Raw genomic sequence first — 25,927 nt, 5'->3', positions numbered from 1 at the left:
TCATGGGCCGCCATCCAAGGTGCCGCGTGCGGGATGGCAATCCGCACGACGGCTCGCCAGCCGCCGCCCCCCGAGCGCATCCCGCATGCGCTTACTGCACATGCTCCTGCAACCCGATCTTCTTGAAGAACGCATCCACCGTCGGCGCCCAGACGCCGACATTCGGCCGCCCCTGAAAGAAGCTGTGCCCCTCGTTGCCATAGGGCGGCACGATTTCCAGTTCGAGGTCCACGCCCTTGGCCCGATAAGCCTCGCCCAATCGCTTCGCAAGCGCGAGGTTGAAGAAGTGATCGTTCTCGGAATAGAACCACAGCATCGGCACATGGGTGGTGCTGGCGTAGTGGCTGAAGGCCGCGACCAGCTTGCCGTCGTAGCAGACGTCGTCGGGCCCGCGTGAGCCGCGCCCGCCGGCGAAGCTGATCGTGCCGACGACGCCGGGCGGGTTCTGGCTGGACAGCGCCAGCGCACCGAAGCCGCCGGCGGAATGCCCGACCAGCACCACATGCTTCGCATCGACATAAGGTTGTGCGCGGGCGTACGCGAGCGCGGCGTCGATGTCCTTGGCGGTTTCGAGTCCGGCGCCGATGTAGTCGGGGTTGCCGCAGCTGAAGTAGTTCTCGGCCCACGGCCCGTCGGAGCTTCCATAGCCGCGGCGCAAGGTATTGATCACCACGAAGCCGTGCCGCGCAAAGAGCTGCGCCTGCCAACCGAGGAAGTTCTTCCATGTCGGGAAATCGGCCGGCGACCGCGGCGTGCCGTGGTTGATCAGCATGAGCGGAAACGGGCCCTCCCCTTCGGGCTTGTATTCGGTGGCGGACAGCTGGATGTGCGAGTCGCTGAACATGCCCTTGACCGTCATCGGGATCTTGATTTCCTGCACGGTGATGTCGGCCAGTGCGCGGGTGGGCGCGAGCACGGCAAGCAGCGCGGCGGCCATGCCCGACACGAGGCGCGAGAAGAAGCGGCTTCGGAAATTCATGGGTGTCCTTGTCGAGATCGCATTACACAGCGCGACGAGGCTGCGAGGGCACCTCGGCACTCAGGCCCCGCGCTGTATGAAATCCACGAAGGCCCGAAGCGGCGCGGGCAGCAGCCGACGGCCGGAGTAGTAGAGAAATGGGCCAGAGAAACGCGGCCACCAAGGCTCCAGGATCGGCTCGAGCGCACCGCTGTCCATGTGAGGCCGCAGCCAGTCCTCGAACAGATAGATCACCCCGGCGCCGGCGATGGCCGCATCGACCGAGAGCTCGGCGGCCGAGCCGATCCGCACGATCAGTTGCCCGGTGACGTCGAGGCGCAGGGTCTCGCCATCGCGCTCGAACTCCCACGGCGGCATGGAGCCGCTCGCGAAACGCCCCCGCAGGCACGCGTGGCCGAGCAGGTCGCGCGGATGCTCGGGCCTGCCGCGGCGGTCCAGGTACGACGGCGCCGCGGCTGCCGCGAAGCGCTGCACGCGCGGGCCGATCGGCACCGCGACCATGTCCTGTTCGAGCCGCTCGTCGTAGCGAATGCCGGCGTCGCAACCGGCGGCCAGCACATCGACGAAGCTGTCCTCCGCGATCACTTCCAGCGAGATCTCCGGGTAGGCGGCAAGAAACCGCGGCACGATCGACGGCAGCACCAGCCGCGCGGCGCTGATCGGCACATTGAGCTTGAGCGTGCCCGCCGGACGGTCGCGAAAGCCGTTCACCACATCCAGCGAGGCCTCGACCTCGGTCAGCGCAGGCCGCAGGCGCTCGAGCAGCCGTTCTCCGGCTTCCGTGGGCCGCACGCTGCGCGTCGTGCGATGCAGCAGGCGCACCCCGAGCTGGGTTTCCAGCCGGCGCACCGCCTCGCTCAGGCTCGAGGCGCTCCCGCCGCTCAGGCGCGCGCCGTCCCGAAAGCCCTTGGCGCCTGCGACTGCCACGAAGGCATTGAGATCTCCGAGATCGACTTTCATTGTTCTGGATCCTGCACAGCCCGTGCCGATTATCTCGGCTTATCAAACACGCATGCGCTGCCTAGACTGCCTTCACACACCCCTTTATCTCTACAGCACGCAAGGAAAACCATCATGCCCGGCAGCCAGATCGACAGCACATTCACCCTCGGCGACCGCACCGTCCAACGGCTCGGCTACGGCGCCATGCAACTCGCCGGCCCCGGCGTGTTCGGCCCGCCCAAGGACCGCGATGCGGCAGTAGCCGTATTGCGCGAAGCCGTCGCCAGCGGTGTGGACCACATCGACACCAGCGACTTCTACGGACCGCACATCACCAACCAGATCATCCGCGAGGCGCTCGCGCCCTATGCAAAGGACCTCGTCATCGTCACCAAGATCGGGGCGAAGCGCTCCGACACGGGCGGCTGGCTGCCGGCTTTCTCCGCCGCAGAGCTCACGCAGGCGGTGCACGACAACCTGCGCAACCTCGGCTTGGATGTGCTGGAGGTGGTCAACCTGCGGATCATGTTCGACGTGCACGGTCCGGCCGAGGGCTCGATCGAGGCACCGCTCACCGCGCTGGCCGACCTGCAGCGCCAGGGCCTCGTGCGCCACATCGGCCTGAGCAACGTCACGCCCGCGCAGGTCGCGCAGGGTCGCGGCATCTGCCGCATCGCCTGCGTGCAGAACCAGTACAACCTCGTGCATCGCAACGACGACGCGCTCATCGACGATCTGGCGAGAGATGGCATTGCGTATGTCCCGTTCTTTCCGCTCGGCGGATTCACGCCGCTTCAGTCTTCCGCGCTGTCGGAGATCGCAGCGCGTCTTGACGCCACCCCGATGCAGGTGGCGCTGGCCTGGCTCCTGCGCCGCTCGCCCAATATCCTGCTGATCCCCGGGACCTCGTCGGTCGGGCATCTGCGCGAGAACCTGGCCGCCGGAAAGCTGGCGTTGCCGGCGGACGCGATGCAAGCGCTGGACCGTGTGGCCGCGCCGGTGGTCGCGACATGACGACAGCACCAGCCGTTGGGGCATGAAGGAACGAAGAGATGATCGGCCGGCTATCGGGAGCGGGAACGACCGCCGGTCGCGTCCTGCTCCTACGCAGCGCAGCCGCCGGCGCGATAGCTTAAGCCGCTTCGAAACCGCCATCGGCCGACCCCGGCCCCGACCCATGAATCTTCATCGCTACCTTCTGATCGCAGGCGCCGTTGCGCTCGGCGCCTGCGCCAGCAACGCGCCCACCTCGTCCTCCACCGCGGGTTCGGGCGTGGAGAACCAGCCCGACCCCACCATCCTGCTCGTCCCGCTGCGCATCGAGGACCCGCGGCTGGCCTCGGGCTGCTGGGCCCAGTTCTATTCGAAGCGCGACTTCCAGGGCGATGTGGCCACCCTCGTGGGCCCGGCCCAGGTCCAGAGCATGGACAAGGGCACCGCGCGCCAACTCAAGCGCGACATCGACAGCGTGAGCGTCGGCCCCCGCGCCACGCTGGAGGTGTACGAGCACGCCATGTTCAGGGACCGCACCGTGCGCTTCGAGCCCAACAGCCGCGAAGGCGGCCTGGTGCGCAAGCTCGGCTTCGGCGGCCGCATCGAGGCATTGAAGCTGTCCTGCTCCTAGCCGCCAGCGCGAAGCGTGATGCGTGAAGCACCGGCGCCCGCCTGCCGCGCGGCCTGAGGGAACCGCCTGGCGGCAGGGGCCGCGCACCGGGACGCGGATGCGGACGAAATGTCCAAGGGCGATGTGTCCTATTCCCAAGACCTTGGGCCTGATGTTCAATGACTCCTGGCGCAGCACCGATGCACCACGTTCAATGGAGATGCTCAGGTCATGGACTCCCTCACGCTCGCGCGTATCCAGTTCGGGTTCACGATCTCGTTCCACATCGTTTTCCCGGCGCTCACCATCGGCCTGGCCAGCTACCTCGCCGTGCTGGAGGGCCTGTGGCTTCGCACCGGCCGCAAGGTGTACCTGGACCTCTACCAGTTCTGGATCAAGGTGTTCGCCGTGGCCTTCGGCATGGGCGTGGTGTCGGGCCTGGTCATGGCCTACCAGTTCGGCACCAACTGGAGCAACTTCTCGCGCTTCGCGGGCGGCGTGACCGGGCCGCTCCTGGCCTATGAGGTGCTCACCGCGTTCTTCCTGGAGGCCGGCTTTCTCGGCGTGATGCTCTTCGGGCGCGACCGCGTGGGCCCCGGGCTGCACTTCGTCTCCACGCTCGCGGTGGCCATCGGCACTCTCGTCTCGGCCACCTGGATCCTCGCCTCGAACAGCTGGATGCAGACGCCCCAGGGCCACGAGATCATCGACGGGCGCGTGGTGCCGGTCGACTGGCTGCGCGTGATCTTCAACCCCTCGTTCCCCTACCGCCTCGCGCACACCGTGGTGGCCTCGTACATCGCCACGGCACTCATGGTGGGCGGCGGCGCGGCGTGGCACCTGCTGCGCGGGCGCGACGACACGCGCGTGCGCACCATGCTGTCGATGGCGCTGTGGATGCTGCTGGCGGCCGCGCCGATCCAGGCGCTCATCGGCGACCAGCACGGCCTGAACACCATGGAACACCAGCCGGCCAAGCTCGCGGCCATCGAGGGCCACTGGGAGCGCACGCCCGAGGGCGAAGGCGTGCCGCTCATCCTGTTCGGCTGGCCCGACATGCAGGCCGAGGTCACGCGCTACGCGATCGAGATTCCGCGCGCGGGCAGCCTGCTGCTCGCGCACAGCTGGGACGGGCAGATCCCCGCGCTCAAGGACTTCGCGCGCGAAGACCGGCCCAATTCCACCATCGTGTTCTGGACCTTCCGCCTCATGGTGGGACTGGGCGTGCTGATGATCGCGCTGGCGGTGTGGGGCCTGTGGCTGCGGCGGCGCGGGCGGGTCTTCTCGCATCGCCTGTTCCTGCGCTTCGCATTGCTGCTGTCGCCGGCCGGTCTGGTGGCCATTCTTGCGGGTTGGTACACAACAGAAATCGGCCGCCAGCCCTGGGTGGTGTACGGGCTCATGCGCACGGCCGATGCGGTGTCGCCGCAGCATTCGGCCTCGCAGGTGGGCTTCACGCTCGCGCTCTTCGTGCTGGTGTACATCGCGGTGTTCGGCGCGGGCACGGCCTATGGCCTGCGCCTGATCGCCAAGGGCCCGCCGGACGACGACCACGAACCGCCGGAGCCACCGGTTCATGGCGGGCCGGGCGAGCCGCGCCATCCGATGCGCCCGCTGTCGGCCGCGCGCGAAGGCGTCGATGCAGAGGGCGACCTCGCCGCACCGGAGGCTCGCCATGGGCATTGACCTCGCATTGATCTGGGCCGTCATCATCCTCTTCGGGATCATGATGTACGTGGTGATGGACGGCTTCGACCTGGGCATCGGCATCCTCTTTCCGCTCGTGCCCGCCAAGGACGACCGCGACGTGATGATGAACACCGTCGCGCCCGTGTGGGACGGCAACGAGACCTGGCTGGTGCTCGGCGGCGCGGGGCTGCTGGCGGCGTTTCCGCTCGCGTACGCGGTGATATTGAGCGCGTTCTACCTGCCGCTCATCCTCATGCTGATCGGGCTGGTCTTTCGCGGCGTGGCGTTCGAGTTCCGCTTCAAGGCGCGCGCGGGCAAGCGCCGCTGGTGGGACGCGGCATTCATCGGCGGCTCGTTCACCGCCACCTTCTTCCAGGGCGTGACGCTGGGCGCGTTTCTCAACGGCCTGAAGGTGGTCGATGGCAATTTCTCGGGCGGCCCGTTCGACTGGGTCTCGCCCTTCTCGGTGTTCACCGGGCTCGCGCTGGTGGCCGCGTATGCGCTGCTGGGCGCCACCTGGCTCGTGATGAAGACCGAGGGCGAACTGCAGGCGCGCATGCGCACGCTCGCGCGGCCGCTCGTCTGGGCGATGCTCGCGGTGATCGCGGTGCTGAGCGTGTGGACGCCGCTCGCGCACGAAGCCATCGCGCGGCGCTGGTTCACGCTGCCGAACCTGCTGTACTTCCTGCCGGTGCCGCTCCTGGTGGGCGCAGTCGTGTGGCGGCTGCTGTACGCGCTGCGCGGCGACGGCCACGGCACGCCGTTCGTGCTCACGCTCGGGCTGCTCTTCCTCGGCTACACGGGCCTGGGCATCAGCCTCTGGCCGAACGTGATTCCGCCGGACATCTCGATCTGGCAGGCGGCCGGGCCGCCGCAGAGCCTGGGCTTCGCGCTGGTGGGGGCGCTGCTGATCATTCCGGTGATCCTCATGTACACGGCATGGAGCTACTGGGTGTTTCGCGGCAAGGTGCGGCATGGCGACGGGTACCACTGAGGCCGGGCAGGAAGCGCGGCCGCGCACCTGGCGCCGGCGCCTCGCGTGGCTCGTGGCCATCTGGCTCGCGAGCGTGACAGCGCTGTTCGTGGTGGCGGTGGTGTTCCGCTTCCTGATGACGGCGGTGGGGCTCTCGCGGTAGCGGCGCCGTTTTTTCGGCGCCATTCTCTTCAGCGCTTTCTCTTCATCGGGATATGGCGCACGCGACTTACAGGCAAGCCGATGCCTGCGCGCCCCCGCGCCGCTGCGCCAACGCGCAGCCGGCGCGACCTCAATCGATGAAGGCCGCCAGCTCTTCGGGCGACCCGAGGGGAAACGCTTCCTTCAGAAATTCGAGGAACGTCGATACCCGGTTGCTCAGCAGGCGGCGCGACGGATACAAGGCCCACAGCGCGATCTCCGGGCCCTCGACATCGCCCCAGCACACCAGCCTGCCGACGGCCAGGTCCTGCGTCACGAGCGACACCGGCAGGCGCGCCGCACCGACGCCCGCACGCACCGCATCGCGCACCATGACCAGCGATGACAGGCTCAGCACCGGCTCCACCGTGATGCGCTTCTTGCCGGTCTTTGCCGTGTACTCCCACGACGGCGCCGCGGCATCGAAGCCCCCGCCTCGCATGACCGCCGGAACCGTCGCCTTGCGCGCTGGCGGCTTGAGCTGCGGGCTGGCAACGACGACCAGCCGATCCCTCATGAAGATCCGCCCCACCAACCGCGCGTCGGGGTGGGGGTTGACGCGAATCACCAGGTCGTAGCCCTCTTCCACCATGTCGACCGCGCGGTCCTCCGTGGTGACCTCCAGCCGGATCAGCGGATGCATCAACGCGAACCGCGCCGCCAGCTTGCCCATGGCCGCCTGCGAGAACAGCAGCGGCGCGCTCACCCGCAAGCTGCCTCGCGGCGTGTCGCCGCCCGATGCGATGGCCGCCGCCGTCTCGTCGATTTCGGCGAGCAGCACCGATGTCCTCTCGTAGAGCGCGCGCCCCTCCTCGGTGAGCTTCAACACCCGGGCGCCGCGCTCGAACAGGCGCAGGTTCAAGCCGCTCTCCAGGTCGGACACCCGGCGCGAGAGCGTGGCCTTGGGGCGGCCCGATTCCCGCGCGGCACGGCCGAACCCGCCATGCCGCGCGACGAGGTTGAAGTCAGCCAGCGCAGGTAAATCCATGTGTTCCACCCATGAGACGAAGTGTCCAAATATAAGGGCTATCGAGCATGAAACGGAACAACGAAGATTTGGGCTCATTCAACCCAACGGAGCTTTCTCATGACCATCCTCATCACCGGCGCATCGGGCGCCATCGGCCGCCAGGTCGTGCAGCAACTCGTAAACCGCGGCGCCGCGGTTCGCGCACTGGTCCGCGACCCGGCAAAGACCGAGTTCCCCGCCGGCGTCGAAGTCGTTCAAGGCGACCTGCTCGATGTCGCGTCGCTGCGCCGCGCCGTGGCCGGGGTCTCCACGCTGTTCCTGCTCAACGGCGTGGTGCCGGACGAATTCACGCAGGCGCTCGTCGCCCTGAACGTGGCACGCGATGCGGGCATCGATCGCATCGTCTACCTCTCGGTGATCCACAGCGACAAGTACCTGAACGTGCCCCACTTCGCGGGCAAGTTCGGCGTGGAGCGGATGCTCGAGCAGATGAACTTCGGCGCCACCATCCTGCGGCCTGCCTACTTCATGCAGAACGACCTCACCATCAAGGACGTGGTCACCGGCCACGGCGTGTACCCGATGCCCATCGGCAGCAAGGGCCTGGCCATGATCGACACGCGCGACATCGCGGAGATCGCCGCCCTCGAGCTGCTTCGACGCGAGCACGCGCCCGGATCGCTTCCGCTGAGCCGGATCAACCTGGTCGGCCCCGACGCGCTCACGGGGGCCGACGTCGCCGGCATCTGGTCGGCCGCGCTGGGCCGCCCGATCAATTACGGCGGCGACGACACCGCGGGCTTCGAGAAGAACCTGCTGAACTTCATGCCCGGCTGGATGGCGTACGACATGCGCCTCATGAGCGAACGTTTTCTCACCGAGGGCATGACCCCGGATGCGGGCGACGTGGAGCGCCTGGTCGCGCTGCTGGGCCGCCCGCTGCGCTCGTACCGCGACTTCGCCGCCGAGGCGTCGTCATGAACGAAACCAAAGCCGCCGGCAGCGGGCCGGCACGCCCGAAACTCCTGGTGCTCGGTGCCACCGGAGGAACAGGCCGATCGATCGTCCAGCAGGCGCTTTCGCGCGGCTACGACGTTCGCGCCCTGGTGCGCTCCCCGGAGAAGGCGACGGGCCTCGAGGGCGCGGAGATCAGCGTGGGCGACGCCCGTGACGAGCGGGCCTTGCGCAAGGCCCTCGCGGGCACGGACGCGGTGGTGAGTGCGTTGGGCACGCCGGCCAGCCCCTTGCGCGAAGTGACCCTTCTTTCCACCGCCACGCGCGCGCTGGTCGATGCGATGCGCGCGGAAGGCGTCAAGCGCCTGGTGTGCGTCACCGGCATGGGCGCGGGCGACAGCGCCGGCCACGGCGGGTTTCTTTTCGACCGGCTGATCTTTCCCGCGCTTCTGCGAAAAGTCTACGCGGACAAGAACCGGCAGGAGGCCGTGGTCCGGGAGAGCGGGCTCGACTGGGTGCTGGTGCGCCCCTCGGTGCTGAACGACAAGGCAGTGCGCGCGCCGGTGCGTGCTCTCACGGATCTCTCCGCGTTCCACGGCGGCACCATCGCGCGGGCGGACGTCGCCAGCTTCGTGCTGGACCAGGTGCAAGGCGATGCCTGGCTGCGCCGCTCGCCCCTGATCTCCTGGTGAGCCCCGTGGCAAGGCCCGTCTACGAAGGCGACACCACCGCGCGCTCCAGCGCCTGGGTCAGCTGCTCGACCGTGTAGGGCTTGCGCAGCCACGTGGTTCCCGCCAGCGGCTCGGCCGGCTGGGCCTGCCCGGTCACGAAGATCACGGGCACATGGTGGTCGCGCAGCAGCCGCTCGGCGAAGTCGTGGCCCGACAGCGCGGGCAGCCCGATGTCCACCATCACCACGTCGAAGGCCCCGTGGAAGAAGCGCGAGATGGCGGCCTCGGCACTCTTGACGCCAGTCGCCCAGTGCCCCAGGGCCTCCAGCAGTTTCAGGGTGGTGGCGAGCGTGTCGACGTCGTCCTCCACGAGCAGCACGCGAAGCTTGGGTTGCGGATCAGTGGTCATTGCGTTGTATTTTTCCAGACAACTCGCCGTGTTGCACCCGCCGCGGCCCACCACCCCACAGGGATGTACGACAGATGGCGGCGTTGTCTTACTCGGCACCGGGCATGCGCCCCGACAATGACCCCCTCGGCCGAGACAAGCCGATGGAACGTACTCTCTCGCCTACAACGATGACCCGCATCTACCTCATAGAAGACAACCCTCTGATCGCGACCACGCTGACCGACGGGCTGCAAGAATTTTCCGAATGCGATGTCATCGGCACCGCAACCACCTCCACGGAAGCCATCGATTGGCTCAAGGCCAACCCCGACGAATGGGACGCGGCCGTCATCGACGTGTTCCTCGCCGAAGGCAACGGGCTCACCGTCGCGCAGTACCTGAAGGACCACAAGTCGCCCGCGCAGCGCACCGTGGTGCTCATGAACTACGCGACCTCCGAGGTGCGCGAAGGCGCGCTGTCGGCGGGCGTGGATGCGGTGTTCGACAAATCGCTTCAGCTCGAAGCCTTCTACGACTTCTGCGCGAAGCTGAACATCACGCCCCGGCGCTGACACAATCGGCCGCGTGCCGATCTTCAAACACTGCCTGTCCTTCGCCTTTTCACTGGCGTTCGCACTGGCGCTCGCACCGGCCTTCGCGCAAGCGAACGAGCCTCTGCTGCTCATCACCTCCCCCACCGCATTGCAGGCCGCCGAAAAATCCGGCGCCAGCTTCGCGCACTGGACCGGCGATGCACCTCCTTCACCCGACGGCATCGCGACCAACCAGTCGTTGATGCGTTCCGCGGCGTGGCAGTCCATCGCCACGCCGCTCGGCGACAGCCTCGCGCGCATCCAGCGTGCCGACAAGCAGGCCGGCGTCGGCATCGCGCGCTATCCGCACCGGCTGTTCGACGCGCGCTGGCTCGCGAGCCCCGATGCCTTCTTCGAACTGGTGGGCGTGGCCAACCGCATGGACCGCCGGCCTTTCCAGAACGGCGCATGCGGCGAGACGCGGCTCGTGTACCGGCTCACGTACCGCACCGCCGCGATGCAGTCGCGCCTGCCGATGACCGTCAACGTCGAGCTGCGCGGCGATGCGCCCGATGCGAGTGGCAGTTGCGCCGCCGCCGCGCGAGTCTGGCAGCCGCCGCAGGCTTCGATGCCCGACGAAGCGCTCGGCCGCTGGCTCGTGTCGCCCGACGGTCCGCTCGCGCCGCAGCGTCTCGCACCCGCGCGCATCGCGCAAATCACCACCAACCTGCAGAGCGTGCGCTGGCCTTCGGCGGTACGGCCCGACCTCGGCGGCCATGCCGAGTACATGCTGCGCGCCTTCCGATGGAACGCCGGCGCGAAGCGCTTCGACGTGGCACCGCTGGAGAACACGCCCGATGTCGCGCGCCTGAAGGCCAACGCGCCACTGCGAGAGGAACTGCAGCAGTGGCTGCAGCAGCCCGCCAACCTGCGCGCACTGGACGAAGCCTCGGTGCGGATCCCCGAGAAATTCCTCGCGACCGAATCGATCTCGGTCGCGCCGCGCGGCCTCGCGCGCCTCGCAAACCGGCCGTTCGCGCAGGTCTTCTCACCCGGCGATTGGCAAGCCGTGCCCGGCAGCCGCACGCTGCAATCGCCTCAGGCCGTGCTGCGCCGCCTCGACGATCTCAGCTGCGCGGGCTGCCACCAGAGCCGCGCGGTCGCAGGCTTTCACCTGCTGGGCAGCGACCGGCGCGGCGCATCGCGCACCTTCACGACCGGCAATGCGCTCGCGCTGCCGCACTCGCCGCATCTGCAGGACGAACTGGCGCGTCGCGGCGCGTATGTGCACGCCGCGCTGTCGACGCCGCAGCCCGATCCGTTCCGGCCGCTCGCCGAACCGGACGCCGCAAACGCAGCGCCCGCAGCGCCCGAGAAGGCCACGGTCGGCGCCAGCTGCGAGCCCACGCGCATCACGCAGTCCGCCAACCCGTGGCTGGACCGCGCCGAGAAACTGCCGCGCGTCGCTTGCGAAGGCGCGTCTTCCGTGTGCGAGAAAACCTCGGTCGGCTTCCCGGGCGGCATGTGCTCGGGGCCTTGCGATCCGCGCGACAGGAACGGCACCTGCGGCGGCATCGCCATCCTCAGCGACTTCAACCAGTGCCTCGCCGCGAACAAGCCCTTCGGCGATTGCCTCGCCAAGCACACGCGCCCCGGCAACCTGCGCAGCTGCTCGGCGCAGCAGCCGTGCCGAGACGACTTCATCTGCGCGCAGGCCGAGGGCCAGCCCGAGGGGCGCGGCGCCTGCATTCCGCCCTACTTCCTCTTCCAGATGCGGGTGGACGGCCACTCCTGACGACAACGGCTCATTCGTTCGATCACTCGTTCGAAGTCGGCCGCATCAAATACGCGCACACCGCCGCGATCACGCCCAGCACCGCGACATAGATGCCCACCGGCACGATGCTCGAATACTTCGCCACCAGCGTCGCCGCGATGATCGGCGCCAGCCCGCCGCCGATGGCCGCCGCGAACTGGATGCCGATCGAGATGCCCGAGTAGCGCAGCTCCGCCGGGAACTGCGCCGCATACAGGTTCGACTGCGGCGCGAACATCAGCGCGTAGTTGATCGACAGCGCGATCACCATCGCCACCGTGTACGCCGTGAGCGAGCCGCTGCCGATCGCCTGGAACAACGGCACCGCCATCACGGCCAGCAGCAGCCCGCCGACCACATAGAGCCGCCGCGCGCCCACCTTGTCCGCGAGCCAGCCGCTGGCCGGAATGGTGAAGACCATCACGACAGAGCCCGCGATGAGCGCATGCAGCGCATCGGCCCGCGAGAACCCGAGGCGGCTGGTCGCGTACGAGATCGAGAACACCAGGATCGTGTAGATCAGCGTCACCTCGGCCAGCTTGCCGCCGATGGTCAGCAGCAAGGGCTTCCAGTGCGCCACGACGACCTCGCGCGCCGGCAGCACGGCCGTCTTCTGGTGCACCTTCACCTGCATGAACTCGGGCGACTCCTCCACCTTCATGCGGATGAAAACGCCCAGCACGATCAGCACCGCGCTCGCAAGAAACGGCAGGCGCCAGCCCCAGCTCAGAAAGCTCGCCTCGGGCAGTTGCGTGACCAGCGCGAAGGCGCCCGAGGACAGCAGCACGCCGATCGGCGCACCCATCTGCGGCATGCTGCCCACCAGCGAGCGCCACTTTGGCGGCGCATGCTCCACGGCCATCAGCATCGCGCCGCCGAGCTCGCCGCCGAACGAAAGCCCCTGCCCGATGCGCAGCAGCACCAGCAGCACCGCGGCCCACATGCCGATCGATTCGTAAGTGGGCAACAGGCCGATCAGCACGGTGCAGATGCCCATCATCAACAGGCTCAGCGTGAGCATCGACTTTCGCCCCAGCCGGTCGCCGAAGTGCCCGAAGACGATGCCGCCCAGCGGCCGCGCCAGCATGCCGCTCGCGAAGGTGCCGAAGGCGGCCAGCGTGCCGACCGTGGGGTCGAAGTTCGGAAAGAAGAGCTTGTTGAACACCAGCGCCGCCGCGGTGCCGTAGGCGAGAAAGTCGAAGGCCTCGATGGCCGTGCCCACCATGGTGGCGGCGCCGATCTTCCACATGCTCTGGTGCTTCTTTACCACGGCGGCACCTTGCAACGGAGAAGCGATGCTGCTCATGGCTGCTCCCCGGTGATCTGCCGCGCGAACATCGCGAAGCTCGCGTTCACGATGCTCCGCTGCAGCAGGAAGTCATGCGACTCCTTCGCCAGCGCCGGGTCCACCAGCTTGAGCCGCCCGTAGGCCGACTGCGCGATCAGCTGGTTGCGCGCCGCGCGCTCGATGAGCACCGACATGTAGAGCGATTCCTCGATGCTCCCCGTCGCGGCCAAAAAGCCGTGGTTGGCGAGCAGCACGCAGCGCTTGGGGCCGAGCGCGGCCGAGATGATCTCGCCCTCCACGTCGGCGATCGGCAGGCCGGGCCATTCCGCGAGGAACGCGCAGTCGTCGAAGAACGGCGTGGCGTCCATGTGCGCGATCTGCAGCGGCTCGCCCGTCATCGAGAGGGCCGACACATACGGCGGGTGCGTGTGCATCACGCAGTTCACATCGGGCCTTCGCTTGTAGACCCAGAGGTGAAAGCGCACCGCGGGGTTCGGCACGCCGCGGCCTTCGAGCACGCGCAGCGAATCGTCGATGCGCATCACCGACTGCGGGCGGATCTCGCTGAAGGCATGCGCGAGCGGCGTGGTGAGAAAGGTGCCGTCGGACTGCCGCACGGTGACCTGCCCGGCCAACGTTTCGGAGTGCCCTTCCCTGGCGAGGATGCGGCAGCTGAGCGCGAGCTTCTCGGCTTCGCTCCAATCGCCGTAGCTGAGTCCGTCGAAGGACGGTGTGGGGTTGTCGTGGGTTGTCACGCTGTGGCTCCTGTGCATTGACGTGAAGGCCAATGTAAGAAGCAAGGCGCGGTTTGCTCTTGTGCGTGAGCGCACGCCGATTGACCCGGCGTGCCAACCGGGACGGCGCACTAGTGGAAAGTCTCGATCGTTGCGAGCAGCCGCCGCACCTAGACTGCGGTCGCTTGGCACGAAGCGTGCGGGCCAACCGCAGGAGCCCCACCATGCACCACGACACCGCATCCGACCTGAGCTTTGCACCGCGCTTTCGCCCGTTCTATCCGGGCGACGTGCAGGGCTACTCCAGCGCGCTCGACTCGCTCGTCTACCCGGGCGAACTGAGCGTGCAGGACAGCAACCCGCGCATGAGCCTGGAGGCCTGCCGCCTCGTGGGCGGCGGCTTCGCCATCAGCTTCACCTCGACGCCGCTCGCGGTGCGGCACGACTCCGCGCTCGCTTCGCCCAGCGGCACCGGCGACGTGCTCGCGATGATCGCCGTCGAGGGCGAAGGCACCATCGACCAGGGCGGCCGGCGCATGCCCTTTCGCGCGGGCGACATCACCTTTCGCACCACGCGCATGCCTTCGATGTGCACGCTCGATACGCCTGGCAAGCTGGTGATGCTGCGCGTGCCGGCGGGCCGATTCTTCGGCATCCATGCGGACCTGCACGAGCGCTTCGTGCCCACGCTCGCGCGGGCCGATTCGCGGCTGGCCGAGGCCGCGCGCACGCACATGGGCCACGTGTTCCCCGGCCCGGTGCAGGGCACGCCGGCGCTCGCGTATTTCTCGGAGCAGTCCTTCGTCTCGCTGCTGGCTGCGACCTACTGCGAGTCGTGCGAGTCCGTGGACGACGATGCCGCCGAGGGCAAGCGCCGCGAGCGCGACCGCTGGCAGCGGCTCGTGGCCTACATCGAGGCGCACCTGGGCGATGCGGAGCTGTCGGTCGATGCGGTCTCCAGGGAGTTGGGTATTTCCAAGCGGCTCACGCACCGCCTCTTCGAGATGCAGCGCACGCAGTACGGTGCGTACCTGAAGGCGCGCCGCCTCGAACGCGCGAAGGAAGAACTCGAGAACCGCAGGCTCGATCACCTGAGCGTTTCGGAGATCGCTTACCGCAACGGCTTCGGCGATGCGAGCCATTTCAGCCGGTGCTTTCGCAGCCAGTTCGGCGCACCGCCCGGTGTCTATCGCAAGTCGCCGGACTGAGCGGATCAGGGCGCCGGTAAAAATATCTCTTGCGATTAGATCGCATGCGATCTAATATCCGGCCCATGCCTTCCAAGCGCCCCGCCACACGACCTGTTGCACCCGCCGAAGCCGCCAGGACCAATCCGCTGGCGCTCGACGAGCAGCTCTGCTTCGCCGTGTACTCGACGATGCTCAGCCTCAACAAGGTGTACCGCGGCCTGCTGCACGACCTGGACCTCACCTACCTGCAGTACCTGGTCATGCTGGTGCTGTGGGAGCGCGACGGCATCAACGTCTCCGAGATCTGCACACGGCTCTCGCTGGAGACCACCACCCTCACCCCCTTGCTCAAGCGCCTCGAAGCGCGCGGCCTCGTCCAGCGCGTGCGTTCCGCATCGGACGAACGCCAGGTCATCGTGTCCCTCACCGCCGAAGGCCGCGCCCTGCACAAGAAGGCGCGCGCCCTGCCCGCCTGCGTGGCCGAAGCGATGGCACTGGAGCCCGGCGACATCGGCCGGCTCCGCGACGAACTGCTCTCCCTGCGCTCGAACCTCGACAGGAACGCGTGATGGCCCGCCGCATCCGCCCTCCTGTTTTTTCATGCCATTTATATCGCACACGATATTAATACACACGATACGAATTCCACTCTTCCATCTCCACCACGTCACCGAAGGAACGCACCATGTCACACGCAAAGAACTTGACCGCTACCCCGACCCGCCGCAACCTGCTGCTCGGTAGCGCTTCCGTCGCAGCCGGCGCCCTCGTGGGCACCGGCTTCTCCACCGCGGCATCCGCCGCATCCACCGCTGCGCCGAAGGCCGGCGCGGCCTCTTCATTCAAAGGAAAGAAAGTCATGAGCAACACCATCGTCACCAAGGACGGCACCCAGCTTTACTTCAAGGACTGGGGCCCCAGCAACGGCCAGCCCGTCGTGTTCAGCCACGGCTGGCCGCTCAATTCCGACAGCTGGGAATCGCAGATGCTCTTCCTCGCCTCGCTGGGCTACCGCACCGTCGCGCACGACCGCCGCGGCCATGGGCGCTCGAGCCAGCCGTGGAACGGCAACGACATGGACACCTACGCCGACGACCTGGCCACCGTCATCGAGACGCTGGACCTGAAGAACGTCGTCCTGGTCGGCTTCTCCACCGGCGGTGGCGAAGTGGCGCGCTACATCGGCCGCCACGGCACCCAGCGCGTGGCCAAGGCCGCGCTCATCTCGGCCGTGCCGCCGCTCATGCTCAAGACCGCGGCCAACCCCGGGGGCCTGCCCATCGAGGTGTTCGACGGCCTGCGCGCCGCGCAGCTGGCCAACCGCTCGCAGTTCTACAAGGACGTGCCCTCGGGCCCCTTCTTCGGCTTCAACCGCCCCGGCGCGAAGTCGTCGCAAGGCCTCATCGATTCGTGGTGGGCGCAGGGCATGATCGGCGGCCACAAGAACACCTACGACTCGATCAAGGCGTTCTCGGAAACCGACTTCACCGAAGACCTGAAGAAGTTCGACGTGCCCACGCTCATCGTGCACGGCGACGACGACCAGATCGTGCCGATCGGCGCCGCGGGCCTGGCCTCGGCCAAGCTGGTGAAGAACAACAAGCTCATCGTCTACCCGGGCGCACCGCACGGCCTGACCGACACGCACAAGGACAAGTTCAACGCCGACCTGCTGGCGTTCATCAAGTCCTGATCGAGTGAGCCGTCCGATGCGGCTCAGGCGAGGTACCCACCGTCCGCGGTGAGCGCCGCGCCCGTCACGAAGCCCGCATCGGGCCCGGCGAGATAGGCCACGAGGCTGGCGATCTCGCTGTCTTTCCCCATGCGCCCGAGCGCCATCAGCGCGCTCATGCGCTCGCCGATCACCGCTTCGGGCGCCATGTCGGTGGCGGTCGGCCCGGGCTGCACCACGTTCACCGTGATGCCGCGCGGGCCGAGGTCGCGCGCCAGCCCCCGCGTGAGCGAAGCCACCGCGCCCTTGGTCATGCTGTAGACCGACGTGCCCGCGAAGCCGCTGCGGTCCGCCGCGACGCTGCCGATGGTGACGACGCGCCCGCCCTCCCGCATGTGCGGCACCGCGGCCTGCGTGGCGACGAACACCGCGCGCACATTGACGGCCACCATGCGGTCGAAATCGGCGAGGTCGTAGGCGTCGACCGTGCCCGGAATCAGGATGCCGGCGCTGTTGACCAAAATGTCCAGCCGCCCGAAAGCCTCGGCCGTTTGCGACACCGCCTGCTGTATCGCCTTCGGGTCGGCGCTGTCGGCCCGGATGGCCAGGGCCTTGCCGCCTTGCGATGCGATCTCGGCCGCGAGCGCCTTCGCCTTTTCTTCCGACGCCGCATAGGTGAACGCGACGGCCGCGCCGTCGTTCGCCAGCCGCCGCACGATGGCCGCGCCGATGCCGCGCGAGCCGCCCGTGACCAATGCGGCCTTGCCGCTCAATGTTCCAGTCATGATGTTTCGTCCTTTTTTAACGGATCGTTCGATCCAGAATAGAGCCAAAAAATGCGCCCATAAGGGCGCTCCTTGATCTGCCCGCCCGCCGCCTATTTGAGGCTGCGAACCGCCACCTTCACCACGCCGCGCAGCGTCTCGGCCGAGGCACCGCCACGCGCCGCGATCTTCAGCCCCGAGAGCGTGGCCGACACGAACTGCGCGGCATCCCGCGTGTCCACCGCCTTGCCGATGTCGCCCGCCGCCTTCGCCTCGGCAATGCGCCGCTCGATGGCCGAGAGCAAGGTGCGCCCCGCCGTATCGGTGAGCAGCGACACCTCCGCATCCGAGCGGCCGAACTCGCAGATCGCCCCGATCCCCAGGCAGCCCGGTTCCGCATCGGTGCTCGGCTTGGCAGCCATCGCGTTGAGCATCGCCTCGATGCCCTTGAGCGGCGAGCTCGCCCCATTGAGCACGCGGATGTGCTCGGCCACGTTGCTCGCGACGTAATACTGCAGCGCCTCCAGGTACAGCTTTCGCTTGTCCCCGAAGGTGTCGTACATGCTCTGGCGGCTGATGCCCATGGCCTTGAGCAGCACCTCGGTGGAGGTGCCGTCGTAGCCGAGGTCGGAGAACACGGGTATCGCGCCCTGCAGGGCGGTTTCGCGGTCGAATGCTTTGGGTCGGGCCATGGCTCGGAGTATAGGAAATTCCGGACTGATATGTCCTGAACTGCGCAATACCCCCATTGACCCGCAGGCTCCTCTTAGTATTCGCCGGACAACATGAAGACCTGAGGAGCCCGCGTGGACATCTTCGAAAACGTCCTTCTCATGCTGGTGGCGGCCTGCCTGCTGCTGCAGCTCTCGCGCCGCCTCGCGCTGCCCTACCCCTCGCTGCTGGCGCTGGCCGGCGTCGGGCTGGGCGCGATGCCGTGGGTGCCGCACATCCAGTTCGATCCGCACCTGGCGCTCGCGCTCTTCATCGCGCCCGCGCTGCTCGACTCGGCCTTCGACACCTCGCCGCGCGAGCTGCGCCGCAACTGGATGCCGCTGGTCTCGCTGGTGCTGGTGGCCGTGCTGCTCACCACCGCCGTGGTGGCCTGGGCCGGCTGGGCCTTCGCGGGCCTGCCGATCGCCGCGGCCATCACGCTCGGCGCCATCGTCGCGCCGCCCGATGCGGTGGCCGCGGCGGCGGTGATGCAGCAGTTCCGCATTCCGCGGCGCACGCTCTCGCTCATCAACGGCGAGAGCCTGCTCAACGACGCGGTCGCGCTGCTAGTGTTCGGCGTGGCGGTGTCGGCCGCGGGCGCGGGGCATGCGCCCATCTCCAGCTCGCTGCCGATGCTGCTGGTCGCGGTGCCGGGCGGCGCGGTGGCCGGCCTCCTGCTCGGCAAGATCTACCTGCAGCTCGTGGGCCCGCTCTTCGCGGGCACGCGCTCGGCCATCATCTTCCAGTTCGTGATGACCTTCGCCGCGTGGATCGTGGCCGAGCGGCTGCACCTCTCGCCCATCATCTCGGTGGTCGCCTTCGGCATGAAGCTGGGGCAGTACGCACCCAGCCGCAGCGCGCCGCGCGACCGCGTGCAGTCGTATGCGGTGTGGGGCGCGGTGGTGTTCACGCTCAACGTGCTCGCGTTCTTTTTGATGGGGCTGCAGGCGCGCGGCATTCTGGATCGCCTCTCGGGCCCCGCGCTCGTGCATGCGCTGCAGTTCGCGGGCCTCGTGCTCGCGCTGGTCATCGCGGTGCGGGTGGCATGGGTGATGTTCTACGGGGCGGTGATGCGCACGGTGAAGCACCGGCTGGGGTTGAAGCCCAAGGGCATCTCGATTCCTTCGAAGCGCATCGGCTTTCTGGTCGGCTGGTCGGGCATGCGCGGGCTGGTGACCATGGCCACGGCCTTTGCGCTGCCGGCGGACTTTCCGGGGCGCGACCTCATCGTGCTGAGCGCGTTCGCGGTGGTGCTGGGCACGCTGGTGATCCAGGGCTTCACCATCGGGCCGCTCATCAGGGCGCTGAAGATCGAGCCCGACGCATCGCAGGACAAGGAAGTTTCGCTCGCGCGCATCGCGATGATGGATGCGGCGCTCTCCGCACTCGAAGCCGAGCCCGGCGGCGAGGCCGGTGCCGTGCGCGACGAATACCGCGCCGCGCGGACCATCGCCGCCGACGAGCATGAGCCGCAGGCCCGCACCGCGCACGACCGCCTGCGCGCCACGGCGATCCGCGCGCAGCGCCGGGCGCTCGAGGTGCTGCGCGAGAGCGGGCAGATCGAGGACGACACGTACCACCGGCTCGAAGAGGAGATGGACTGGGCGGAGCTCAATGCCATTCCGGCGAACGATGTGAGGCTGCAGAGCGTGTAGCGCCTGCGCGCTGCCTGCATTGCTCCCTCCCCCTCTGGGGGAGGGTTGGGGTGGGGGCACGACGGCCTCCAACGCATCGCAGCGCTTGATCGAACGCCGCTTGCCCCCACCCCTGCCCTCCCCCAGCGGGGGAGGGATAAAGGCAATGCATCAGGCCTCCTCGTACCACCTGTCCTTCGCCAGCATCACCCGGTGGTGCCCATGCCCCGACGGCATCATCGGAAAGCAGTTCTCCTGCGCCGCCACCTGCACGTCGAGAAAGAACGGCCCTTCGCTCGCGAGGCACTCGGCCAGCGCGGCTTCGAGCTCGGCCGGGTCCGACACGCGACGCGCGCCCCACCCGAATGCCTTGGCGAGCGCGACGAAATCCGGCAGCGCCTCGTTCCAGCTGTGGCTCAGGCGGTTGCCGTGGTTCAACTCCTGCCACTGCCGCACCATGCCCATGTAGCCGTTGTTGCAGAGCACGAGCTTCACGGCCGCGCGGTGCTGCACCGCCGTCGACAGCTCCTGGATGTTCATGAGCACCGATGCATCGCCGCTCACGCACACGCACAGCGCATCGGGGTGGCCCACCTGCGCGCCGATGGCCGCGGGCAGCCCGTAGCCCATCGTGCCCGCGCCGCCCGAGGTGAGCCAGTGCCGCGGGCTGTCGAAGCGCAGGTACTGCGCGGCCCACATCTGGTGCTGGCCCACGTCGGTCGAGACGATCGCGTCGCGCCCCGTGCGGCCGATGGCCTGCTGCAGCGAGGTCATCAACTGCTGCGGCAGGATGGCATCGGCGCGCGGCGCGAACTTCAGGCAGTCTTCGGCGCGCCAGCGCTCGATGCGCGCCCACCACGGTGCGAGCCGCTCGGGCGCAAAGCCCTCTTCGGGCAGCAGCGCCAGCACCGCATCGAGAATCGCCGCGCAGTCGCCCACCATCGGCACATCGACCTGCACGATCTTGTTGATGCTCGCGGGGTCGATGTCGATGTGGATCTTTCGCGCATGCGGGCAGAACTCGTCGAGCTTGCCGGTCACGCGGTCGTCGAAGCGCGCGCCGACGCACACCACGAGGTCGGCCTCGTGCATCGCGAGGTTGGCTTCCAGGTTGCCGTGCATGCCCAGCATGCCAATGAACTTCGCGTCCGATGCCGGGAAGGCGCCCAGGCCCATCAGCGTGAGCGTGCACGGCGCATGCAGGCGGTGCACCAGTTGCGTGAAGGCCTCGCACGCCGCGGGCCCCGAGTTGATGAGCCCGCCGCCGCCATAGAGCACCGGCCGCCGCGCGGTCGAGAGCAGGTCCGCCGCGCGCTGCAGCATCGCCTTGGGCGGCAGCGCCGCGCGGCTGGTGCGCAGCGGACGAAGCGGCGTCGAAACGCCACCCAGGCGCATCAACTGGATGTCCTTCGGCACATCGAGCAGCACCGGCCCCGGCCGGCCCGTCGATGCGATCTCCAGCGCGCGGCGCACCAGCGCCGGCACGTCGTCGGCCGCGCGCACCTGCTGGTTCCACTTGGTCACCGGGCGCGACATGCCCAGCGCATCGCTCTCCTGGAAGGCCTGCGTGCCGATCACCGCCGTGGCCACCTGCCCGCTGATGCACAGCACCGGCACCGAATCGCTCATGGCATCGAGCAGCCCCGTGATCGTGTTGCCCACCCCCGGCCCCGAGGTGACCAGCACCACGCCGACGCGCCCCGTGCTGCGCGCATAGCCCTCGGCCGCGTGCACCGCGGCCTGCTCGTGGCGCACCAGCACATGGCGAAGGCGCGGCTCGCCGTGCAGCGCGTCGTACAGCGGCAGCGCCGCGCCGCCGGGGTAGCCGAATATGGTGTCGACGCCGCACTCGACCAGCGTATCGAGCAGGGCCTCCGCGCCGTTGCGCACGCGGGGCGGCGCTTCAGGATGAAGGGACAGGGAAGACGTGAGGGGTAGAAGGTTTGGATCAAGCAATCTCATGCCGTCAATTCTTCCGCTTCTGAGGCAGAATTTGCTTCTTTCTTTTGGCTCTTTGGGTTCAATTTATGAAAACCAATCGGAAAACCGCCACTTCCGAAGAAGGATCTTTCGACAAGATCGACATGGCCATCCTCCGCGTGCTGCTGCTGGACTCCCGCAAGACCCTGCAGGAAATCGGCAACGAGGTGGGCCTCTCGCCCACCAGTTGCTGGACGCGCATCAAGAAGCTGGAGGCCCACGGCGTCATCAAGCGCTACACCGTCGCCATCGATCCGGCCAAGCTCGGCTATCACGATTCGGTGATCGTGCAGGTCACGCTGGAGAGCCACACCGACGAAACCCTCTACGACTTCGGCCGCGTGCTCGCGACCATTCCCGAGATCCAGGAGGCCTACCTCGTCTCGGGCGACTACGACTACTACATCCGCATCGCTGTGCGCGACACGCGCGACTACGAGCGGCTGCTGCGCGAAAAGCTCTACAAGATCCCCGGCATCCGCCACAGCAAATCGCACTTCGTGCTTCGGGTACTCAAGGAGACCAGCGTGCCCGTCATCTGAAGGTGCGAACATCGCCTTGAACTGAACTCCCCCAAAGGATCTTCGGATGTTCGATTTCCTCAAGAAGAAAAAGCCGCCGGCCCCGGCGCCCGCCGAGCCCGCCGAGACCGGTCCCGCCGTTCCCTTGCCTCTGGCCGGACGCGACGGCCACGTCGGCGCCATCGAGGCGGTGACGCTGGACGGCACGATGTATTTCTTCGGCTTCGACTTCGCGAGCGACCTGGTGCTCTCGCCGCTCATCGCCGACATCGACCTCGCCGCGCGCTTCGCGAGCCGGCACATGGCGCAGCGCGACGGCATGCACGACGAGGCCTACTGGCGCGAGCTCGCGGGCTACGCGGTCGAAGGCTCCGAACTCGCGTCCGAACCCGAGAGCCGCGCGTTCAGCAGCACGGCGCTGGCCGATGTAGTCACGCGGCTTGCGCGCGTGCGCCGCGAAGGCACGGTCGAGCCCGGCTTCGCCATCGAATATCACCTGCGCTATTTGCTCGGCGCGGCGGGCGGATGGGAAGTGCCGGAAGAAGCCGGCGCCGAAGATGCGGACGAATGGATCGACGTCATCAGCGGCAACGAACCGCTGGCCGAAGGCACGACGCTCGCGGGCATCGCCGATCGGCTGCAGGCGCACCTGAACGCGCTGGTCGATACCGCGCCCGGGAACTGGTCCACGACGTTCGCGGTGTTGAAAGGCTGAGGGCTGAGGGCTGGCTTCGGTTGCGCTCGATACCTCAAAACCGTTCACGCTGAGCTTGTCGAAGCGCCGCGCAAGGCTTCGACAAGCTCAGCCCGAACGGTGTTGGCTCAACTCGAACGGTGTTGAAGAAGCGACCTAGGTCGTGCCCGAAAAGACAGAGCCGTTCCCGCTGAGCTTGTCGAAGCGCCCCACGCTCAGAGCCGGATCAACTCCACCCGCCGATTCTTCGCCCGCCCCGCCTCGTTGTCGTTCGGCGCCACCGGCTCGGCCGCGCCCGCGCCGCGCGTGGTGAAGCGGCGCGGGTCCACGCCCGCCTTCACCAGCACGCCGATCACCGCGACCGCGCGGCGCTTGGAGAGGTCGTCGTTGTGCCTGGCCTCGCCTTGCGCATCGGTGTGCCCCACCACCGAGAGCTTCAGGGGCGGGTTGTTGCGCATGAGCTTGGTCATCTCATCGAGCGTGGGCTGCGACTCGGGGCGGATCACGTCCTTGTCCAGGTCGAACAGGATGCCGTAGAGGTTGATGCGCCCCGTCTCGGCCAGGCTCTTCTGCATGGCCGAGGCGTCGACGAACACGATCTTGTCGCCCTCCATCGCCTTGCTTTCGACCACGCGCACGAAGGCATGGTTGCCGACATCGGCGTTGTGCTCGGCCAGCGCGATGCTCGCGTACACGGTGCCCGTGGGGCCCGTCTTCTTCGCGAGCAGGTAGCGGCCGCTCACCGAAAAATAGTTGCGCACGTAGTCGCCGCCCTTGCCCAGGCGCGGCCACTCGGGGTCGTCGAAGGCCAGCGCAAAGTCGTAGGGCGTGTTGGTGTCCACGCTGTTGGGCCGCTTCTTGTAGCAGGACGCGTTGGCCGTGCCGCAGGTGAAGAGCACCTCGAAGCCCTTGGCCTTCAGGCTCGACTCGTAGTTGCGCTGCACCTCCAGGGTCGAGCGCCCATCGGGCAGCTTGTAGTGGTAGAGCGAGATCTTGCCCTCGAGCTTGAGCAGCTCGGGCTTGCCGCCGCCCCAGTTCTGGAACGGCTCCTTGATGAGGCCGACCTCGTCGAAAGCCATGACCTTGGTGCCGTCGAGCACCGCGCCTTCGTAGCGGCCGACGAGGGGGTGGTCTTTCTCGGGCGGCGCAGCGGCGAAGGCGGCCAGGCCGAGCGTGGCAGTGGCAGCGAAGAAGGCGAGCTTTTTCATCTGGGGCATCGAGAAGAGCGGCATTGCCTGGGATGCTAGGACGCGCCCCGGCCGTTGTGCATTCGACGGATGGCCTATGCCGTGGACAATCGCGCCAGCGCCACCCGAAACCAACACCAAAGCCACGACCATGCCCCGCCTCGACGATCCCCTCCACGACGCCGAAATCGGCTCCCGCGACAGCACGCTCGACACCACCCGCATCGACGACGTGCGCATCGGTGCCGTTCGCCCCCTCATCACCCCCGCGCTGCTGCAGGAGCGCGTGCCCGTGCGCGACAACACGCTCGCGCTGGTCGAGGGCAGCCGCGCGGCCATTGCCGACGTGCTGCACGGCCGCGACGACCGCCTGGTGGTCGTGGTCGGCCCCTGCTCCATCCACGACCACGACCAGGCCATCGAATACGCGCAGCGCCTGAAGAAGGTGGCCGACTCGCTGCAGGACGATGTGCTCATCGTGATGCGCGCCTACTTCGAGAAGCCGCGCACCACCGTCGGCTGGAAGGGCTACATCAACGACCCGCACCTGGACGGCAGCTTCGCGATCAACGAAGGCCTGGAGCGCGCGCGGCGCCTGCTGCTCGAACTCACCACGCTGGGCCTGCCCACCGGCACCGAGTTTCTCGACCTGTTGAGCCCGCAGTTCATTGCCGACCTCATCGCCTGGGGCGCCATCGGCGCGCGCACCACCGAGAGCCAGAGCCACCGGCAACTGGCCTCGGGCCTGAGCTGCCCGGTGGGCTTCAAGAACGGCACGGACGGCAGCGTCAAGGTGGCGGCCGACGCCATCCTCGCGGCCCGCGCGCCGCATGCCTTCATGGGCATGACCAAGATGGGCATGGCCGCGATCTTCGAGACCCGCGGCAACGACGACTGCCACGTCATCCTGCGTGGCGGCAAGGCGCCCAACTACTCGGCCGCGGATGTCGAATCCAGCTGCCAGGCGCTGCTGGCGAACGGCCTGCGCCCGCAGGTGATGATCGATGTCTCGCACGGCAACAGCAGCAAGCAGCACCAGCGCCAGATCGTGGTGGCCGAGGACGTTGCCGCGCAGATCGCGGGCGGCGAGCGGCGCATCACGGGCCTCATGATCGAGAGCCATCTCGAAGAGGGCCGGCAAGACCTGAAGCCTGGCGTGGCGCTCAAACACGGCGTCTCGATCACCGATGCGTGCATCGGCTTTGCGCAGACCGTGCCGGTGCTCGAGGGACTGGCTTCTGCGGTCAAGACGCGGCGGCGGCTGACAAAGGCGTAAAGCCCGAGGGCGCTTACTCGTTCGCGAGGCGCCGCTGCATCGGGTACATCGGGTGCATCGTGTACGCGGGGCTCACTCAACTCACACAGGAGAGTCCCGGATGCCAGTGGCAAACAAAGCGATTCTGGAGAAGGCCAACGCGGCCATCGTCCAAGGCGACTACGAAGGGTTCCTCGCGTTCTGCACCGAGGACACGCAATGGACCTTCGTGGGCGAGCAAACGCTCAACGGCAAAGAGGCCGTTCGCCAGTGGATGGCGACCGCGTACAAGGCGCCGCCGCGGTTCGAGGTCCATCGCCTGATCGCGGAGGGCGACATCGTCGCGGCCTTCGGCGAGATCACGCTGAAGGATGAAGCGGGCAAGGACACGCGCCACGCCTACTGCGATGTGTGGCGCTTTCGCGAGGGCAAGATGGCCGGGCTGCATGCGTTCGTCATCGAGGGGTCCCTGGAGGCCGGAGCCGCCGCGCAGAAACGCTGACCGCGGCGCCCTCTCAGCCCACCGGCAAAGGGGCGCCCAGGCTGGAAAACTCGTTCAGCAGGCCCGACGGCCG

28 protein-coding genes are annotated in these 25,927 nt (G+C 67.9%); 17 read left to right on the top strand and 11 right to left on the bottom strand.

Translation table 11 applies throughout. The annotated features are described in order from the left end of the window. Positions 1-91: 91 nt before the first annotated feature. Together ACZYRS_RS14225 and ACZYRS_RS14220 are read right to left on the bottom strand one after the other, a co-directional pair. Positions 92-979, bottom strand: coding sequence for an alpha/beta hydrolase family protein (locus ACZYRS_RS14225; RefSeq protein ID WP_463419788.1), 888 nt, complete (start codon positions 977-979; stop codon positions 92-94). Between the two features lie 60 nt (positions 980-1,039). Beyond that, entirely contained in the window at positions 1,040-1,939 is a 900-nt protein-coding gene (locus ACZYRS_RS14220) for a LysR family transcriptional regulator (RefSeq protein WP_463419787.1), read from the bottom strand. 114 nt (positions 1,940-2,053) lie between these two features. Here ACZYRS_RS14220 and ACZYRS_RS14215 point away from each other — a divergent pair, with 114 nt between their 5' ends. The 5 genes from ACZYRS_RS14215 to ACZYRS_RS14195 all read left to right on the top strand — a co-directional run bounded on the left by ACZYRS_RS14215 (position 2,054) and on the right by ACZYRS_RS14195 (position 6,349). Further along, a complete protein-coding gene (locus ACZYRS_RS14215; protein ID WP_463419786.1) occupies positions 2,054-2,935 on the top strand; it encodes an aldo/keto reductase family oxidoreductase in 882 nt (293 codons plus the stop codon). Between the two features lie 163 nt (positions 2,936-3,098). After that, positions 3,099-3,545, top strand: coding sequence for a hypothetical protein (locus ACZYRS_RS14210; RefSeq protein ID WP_463419785.1), 447 nt, complete (start codon positions 3,099-3,101; stop codon positions 3,543-3,545). Positions 3,546-3,755: 210 nt separating this feature from the next. Further along, the gene (locus tag ACZYRS_RS14205; RefSeq protein ID WP_463419784.1) at positions 3,756-5,210 is read left to right on the top strand and encodes a cytochrome ubiquinol oxidase subunit I; all 1,455 of its coding nucleotides are present in this window, start codon (positions 3,756-3,758) and stop codon (positions 5,208-5,210) included. After that, positions 5,200-6,207, top strand: coding sequence for a cytochrome d ubiquinol oxidase subunit II (gene cydB, locus ACZYRS_RS14200; protein ID WP_463419783.1), 1,008 nt, complete (start codon positions 5,200-5,202; stop codon positions 6,205-6,207). Before ACZYRS_RS14205 ends, cydB begins: the two co-directional genes overlap by 11 nt. Continuing rightward, positions 6,188-6,349, top strand: coding sequence for a DUF2474 domain-containing protein (locus tag ACZYRS_RS14195; RefSeq protein WP_198786114.1), 162 nt, complete (start codon positions 6,188-6,190; stop codon positions 6,347-6,349). The genes cydB and ACZYRS_RS14195 overlap by 20 nt, the downstream gene beginning before the upstream one ends. A gap of 129 nt (positions 6,350-6,478) precedes the next feature. On the opposite strand, the gene ACZYRS_RS14190 is transcribed toward ACZYRS_RS14195, so the two are convergent. Continuing rightward, positions 6,479-7,375 (bottom strand): LysR family transcriptional regulator, encoded by an 897-nt coding sequence (locus tag ACZYRS_RS14190; RefSeq protein ID WP_463419782.1) that lies wholly within the window; start codon positions 7,373-7,375, stop codon positions 6,479-6,481. 99 nt (positions 7,376-7,474) lie between these two features. Between ACZYRS_RS14190 and ACZYRS_RS14185 the strand changes: the two genes are divergently transcribed. Both ACZYRS_RS14185 and ACZYRS_RS14180 read left to right on the top strand, forming a co-directional pair. Next, a complete protein-coding gene (locus tag ACZYRS_RS14185; RefSeq protein ID WP_463419781.1) occupies positions 7,475-8,338 on the top strand; it encodes an SDR family oxidoreductase in 864 nt (287 codons plus the stop codon). Beyond that, entirely contained in the window at positions 8,335-9,003 is a 669-nt protein-coding gene (locus tag ACZYRS_RS14180; protein WP_463419780.1) for an NAD(P)-dependent oxidoreductase, read from the top strand. Before ACZYRS_RS14185 ends, ACZYRS_RS14180 begins: the two co-directional genes overlap by 4 nt. Positions 9,004-9,022: 19 nt before the next feature. Here ACZYRS_RS14180 and ACZYRS_RS14175 read toward each other — a convergent pair whose 3' ends face one another. Then, a complete protein-coding gene (locus tag ACZYRS_RS14175) occupies positions 9,023-9,391 on the bottom strand; it encodes a response regulator (RefSeq protein WP_463419779.1) in 369 nt (122 codons plus the stop codon). A 143-nt stretch (positions 9,392-9,534) separates the two neighbouring features. Here ACZYRS_RS14175 and ACZYRS_RS14170 point away from each other — a divergent pair, with 143 nt between their 5' ends. Next, entirely contained in the window at positions 9,535-9,945 is a 411-nt protein-coding gene (locus ACZYRS_RS14170) for a response regulator (protein ID WP_463419778.1), read from the top strand. A gap of 13 nt (positions 9,946-9,958) precedes the next feature. Next, positions 9,959-11,701 (top strand): hypothetical protein, encoded by a 1,743-nt coding sequence (locus ACZYRS_RS14165; protein ID WP_463419777.1) that lies wholly within the window; start codon positions 9,959-9,961, stop codon positions 11,699-11,701. Positions 11,702-11,723: 22 nt separating this feature from the next. On the opposite strand, the gene ACZYRS_RS14160 is transcribed toward ACZYRS_RS14165, so the two are convergent. Both ACZYRS_RS14160 and ACZYRS_RS14155 read right to left on the bottom strand, forming a co-directional pair. Then, entirely contained in the window at positions 11,724-13,028 is a 1,305-nt protein-coding gene (locus tag ACZYRS_RS14160; protein WP_463419776.1) for an MFS transporter, read from the bottom strand. Beyond that, positions 13,025-13,765, bottom strand: a complete 741-nt coding sequence (locus ACZYRS_RS14155) for an aldolase (RefSeq protein WP_463419775.1) — start codon at positions 13,763-13,765, stop codon at positions 13,025-13,027. The genes ACZYRS_RS14160 and ACZYRS_RS14155 overlap by 4 nt, the downstream gene beginning before the upstream one ends. A gap of 203 nt (positions 13,766-13,968) precedes the next feature. Here ACZYRS_RS14155 and ACZYRS_RS14150 point away from each other — a divergent pair, with 203 nt between their 5' ends. Next, positions 13,969-14,952 (top strand): AraC family transcriptional regulator, encoded by a 984-nt coding sequence (locus ACZYRS_RS14150; RefSeq protein WP_463419774.1) that lies wholly within the window; start codon positions 13,969-13,971, stop codon positions 14,950-14,952. A gap of 65 nt (positions 14,953-15,017) precedes the next feature. Further along, on the top strand, positions 15,018-15,503 hold the full coding sequence (locus ACZYRS_RS14145; RefSeq protein WP_463419773.1) for a MarR family winged helix-turn-helix transcriptional regulator: 486 nt from the start codon (positions 15,018-15,020) through the stop codon (positions 15,501-15,503). Between the two features lie 55 nt (positions 15,504-15,558). Here the strand turns inward: ACZYRS_RS14145 and ACZYRS_RS14140 are convergent, their stop codons facing one another. Continuing rightward, on the bottom strand, positions 15,559-15,795 hold the full coding sequence (locus ACZYRS_RS14140; RefSeq protein WP_463419772.1) for a hypothetical protein: 237 nt from the start codon (positions 15,793-15,795) through the stop codon (positions 15,559-15,561). On the opposite strand from ACZYRS_RS14140, the gene ACZYRS_RS14135 reads away from it, so the two are divergent. Beyond that, entirely contained in the window at positions 15,794-16,627 is an 834-nt protein-coding gene (locus ACZYRS_RS14135; RefSeq protein WP_463419771.1) for an alpha/beta fold hydrolase, read from the top strand. The genes ACZYRS_RS14140 and ACZYRS_RS14135 overlap by 2 nt on opposite strands. 23 nt (positions 16,628-16,650) lie before the next feature. Here the strand turns inward: ACZYRS_RS14135 and ACZYRS_RS14130 are convergent, their stop codons facing one another. Continuing rightward, the gene (locus ACZYRS_RS14130; RefSeq protein WP_463419770.1) at positions 16,651-17,391 is read right to left on the bottom strand and encodes a 3-oxoacyl-ACP reductase family protein; all 741 of its coding nucleotides are present in this window, start codon (positions 17,389-17,391) and stop codon (positions 16,651-16,653) included. A 92-nt stretch (positions 17,392-17,483) separates the two neighbouring features. After that, the gene (locus tag ACZYRS_RS14125) at positions 17,484-18,062 is read right to left on the bottom strand and encodes a TetR/AcrR family transcriptional regulator (RefSeq protein ID WP_463419769.1); all 579 of its coding nucleotides are present in this window, start codon (positions 18,060-18,062) and stop codon (positions 17,484-17,486) included. A gap of 114 nt (positions 18,063-18,176) precedes the next feature. Between ACZYRS_RS14125 and ACZYRS_RS14120 the strand changes: the two genes are divergently transcribed. Then, complete coding sequence (locus tag ACZYRS_RS14120; RefSeq protein ID WP_463419768.1) at positions 18,177-19,736, top strand: cation:proton antiporter; 1,560 nt, start codon at positions 18,177-18,179, stop codon at positions 19,734-19,736. Positions 19,737-19,886: 150 nt separating this feature from the next. Here ACZYRS_RS14120 and ilvB read toward each other — a convergent pair whose 3' ends face one another. Beyond that, on the bottom strand, positions 19,887-21,677 hold the full coding sequence (ilvB, locus tag ACZYRS_RS14115; RefSeq protein WP_463419767.1) for a biosynthetic-type acetolactate synthase large subunit: 1,791 nt from the start codon (positions 21,675-21,677) through the stop codon (positions 19,887-19,889). 122 nt (positions 21,678-21,799) lie between these two features. On the opposite strand from ilvB, the gene ACZYRS_RS14110 reads away from it, so the two are divergent. Both ACZYRS_RS14110 and ACZYRS_RS14105 read left to right on the top strand, forming a co-directional pair. Beyond that, entirely contained in the window at positions 21,800-22,237 is a 438-nt protein-coding gene (locus tag ACZYRS_RS14110; protein WP_443083345.1) for an Lrp/AsnC family transcriptional regulator, read from the top strand. A gap of 46 nt (positions 22,238-22,283) precedes the next feature. After that, a complete protein-coding gene (locus ACZYRS_RS14105) occupies positions 22,284-22,931 on the top strand; it encodes a hypothetical protein (RefSeq protein ID WP_463419766.1) in 648 nt (215 codons plus the stop codon). A 194-nt stretch (positions 22,932-23,125) separates the two neighbouring features. Here the strand turns inward: ACZYRS_RS14105 and ACZYRS_RS14100 are convergent, their stop codons facing one another. Then, on the bottom strand, positions 23,126-24,118 hold the full coding sequence (locus ACZYRS_RS14100) for an OmpA family protein (RefSeq protein WP_463419765.1): 993 nt from the start codon (positions 24,116-24,118) through the stop codon (positions 23,126-23,128). 130 nt (positions 24,119-24,248) lie between these two features. Between ACZYRS_RS14100 and ACZYRS_RS14095 the strand changes: the two genes are divergently transcribed. Together ACZYRS_RS14095 and ACZYRS_RS14090 are read left to right on the top strand one after the other, a co-directional pair. Continuing rightward, positions 24,249-25,373 carry a 3-deoxy-7-phosphoheptulonate synthase gene (locus tag ACZYRS_RS14095; RefSeq protein ID WP_463419764.1) on the top strand — a complete coding sequence of 375 codons (1,125 nt, stop codon included), beginning with the start codon at positions 24,249-24,251 and terminating at the stop codon, positions 25,371-25,373. 100 nt (positions 25,374-25,473) lie between these two features. Continuing rightward, positions 25,474-25,854: a nuclear transport factor 2 family protein gene (locus ACZYRS_RS14090; protein WP_463419763.1), complete on the top strand. Its 381-nt coding sequence runs from the start codon at positions 25,474-25,476 to the stop codon at positions 25,852-25,854. Positions 25,855-25,927: the final 73 nt, after the last annotated feature.

The sequence above is a fragment of the Variovorax sp. AC194 genome (genome assembly GCF_979257995.1).
Note: the sequence above shows the minus strand (reverse complement) of the source record. Positions and strands in the feature narration are given on the sequence as shown.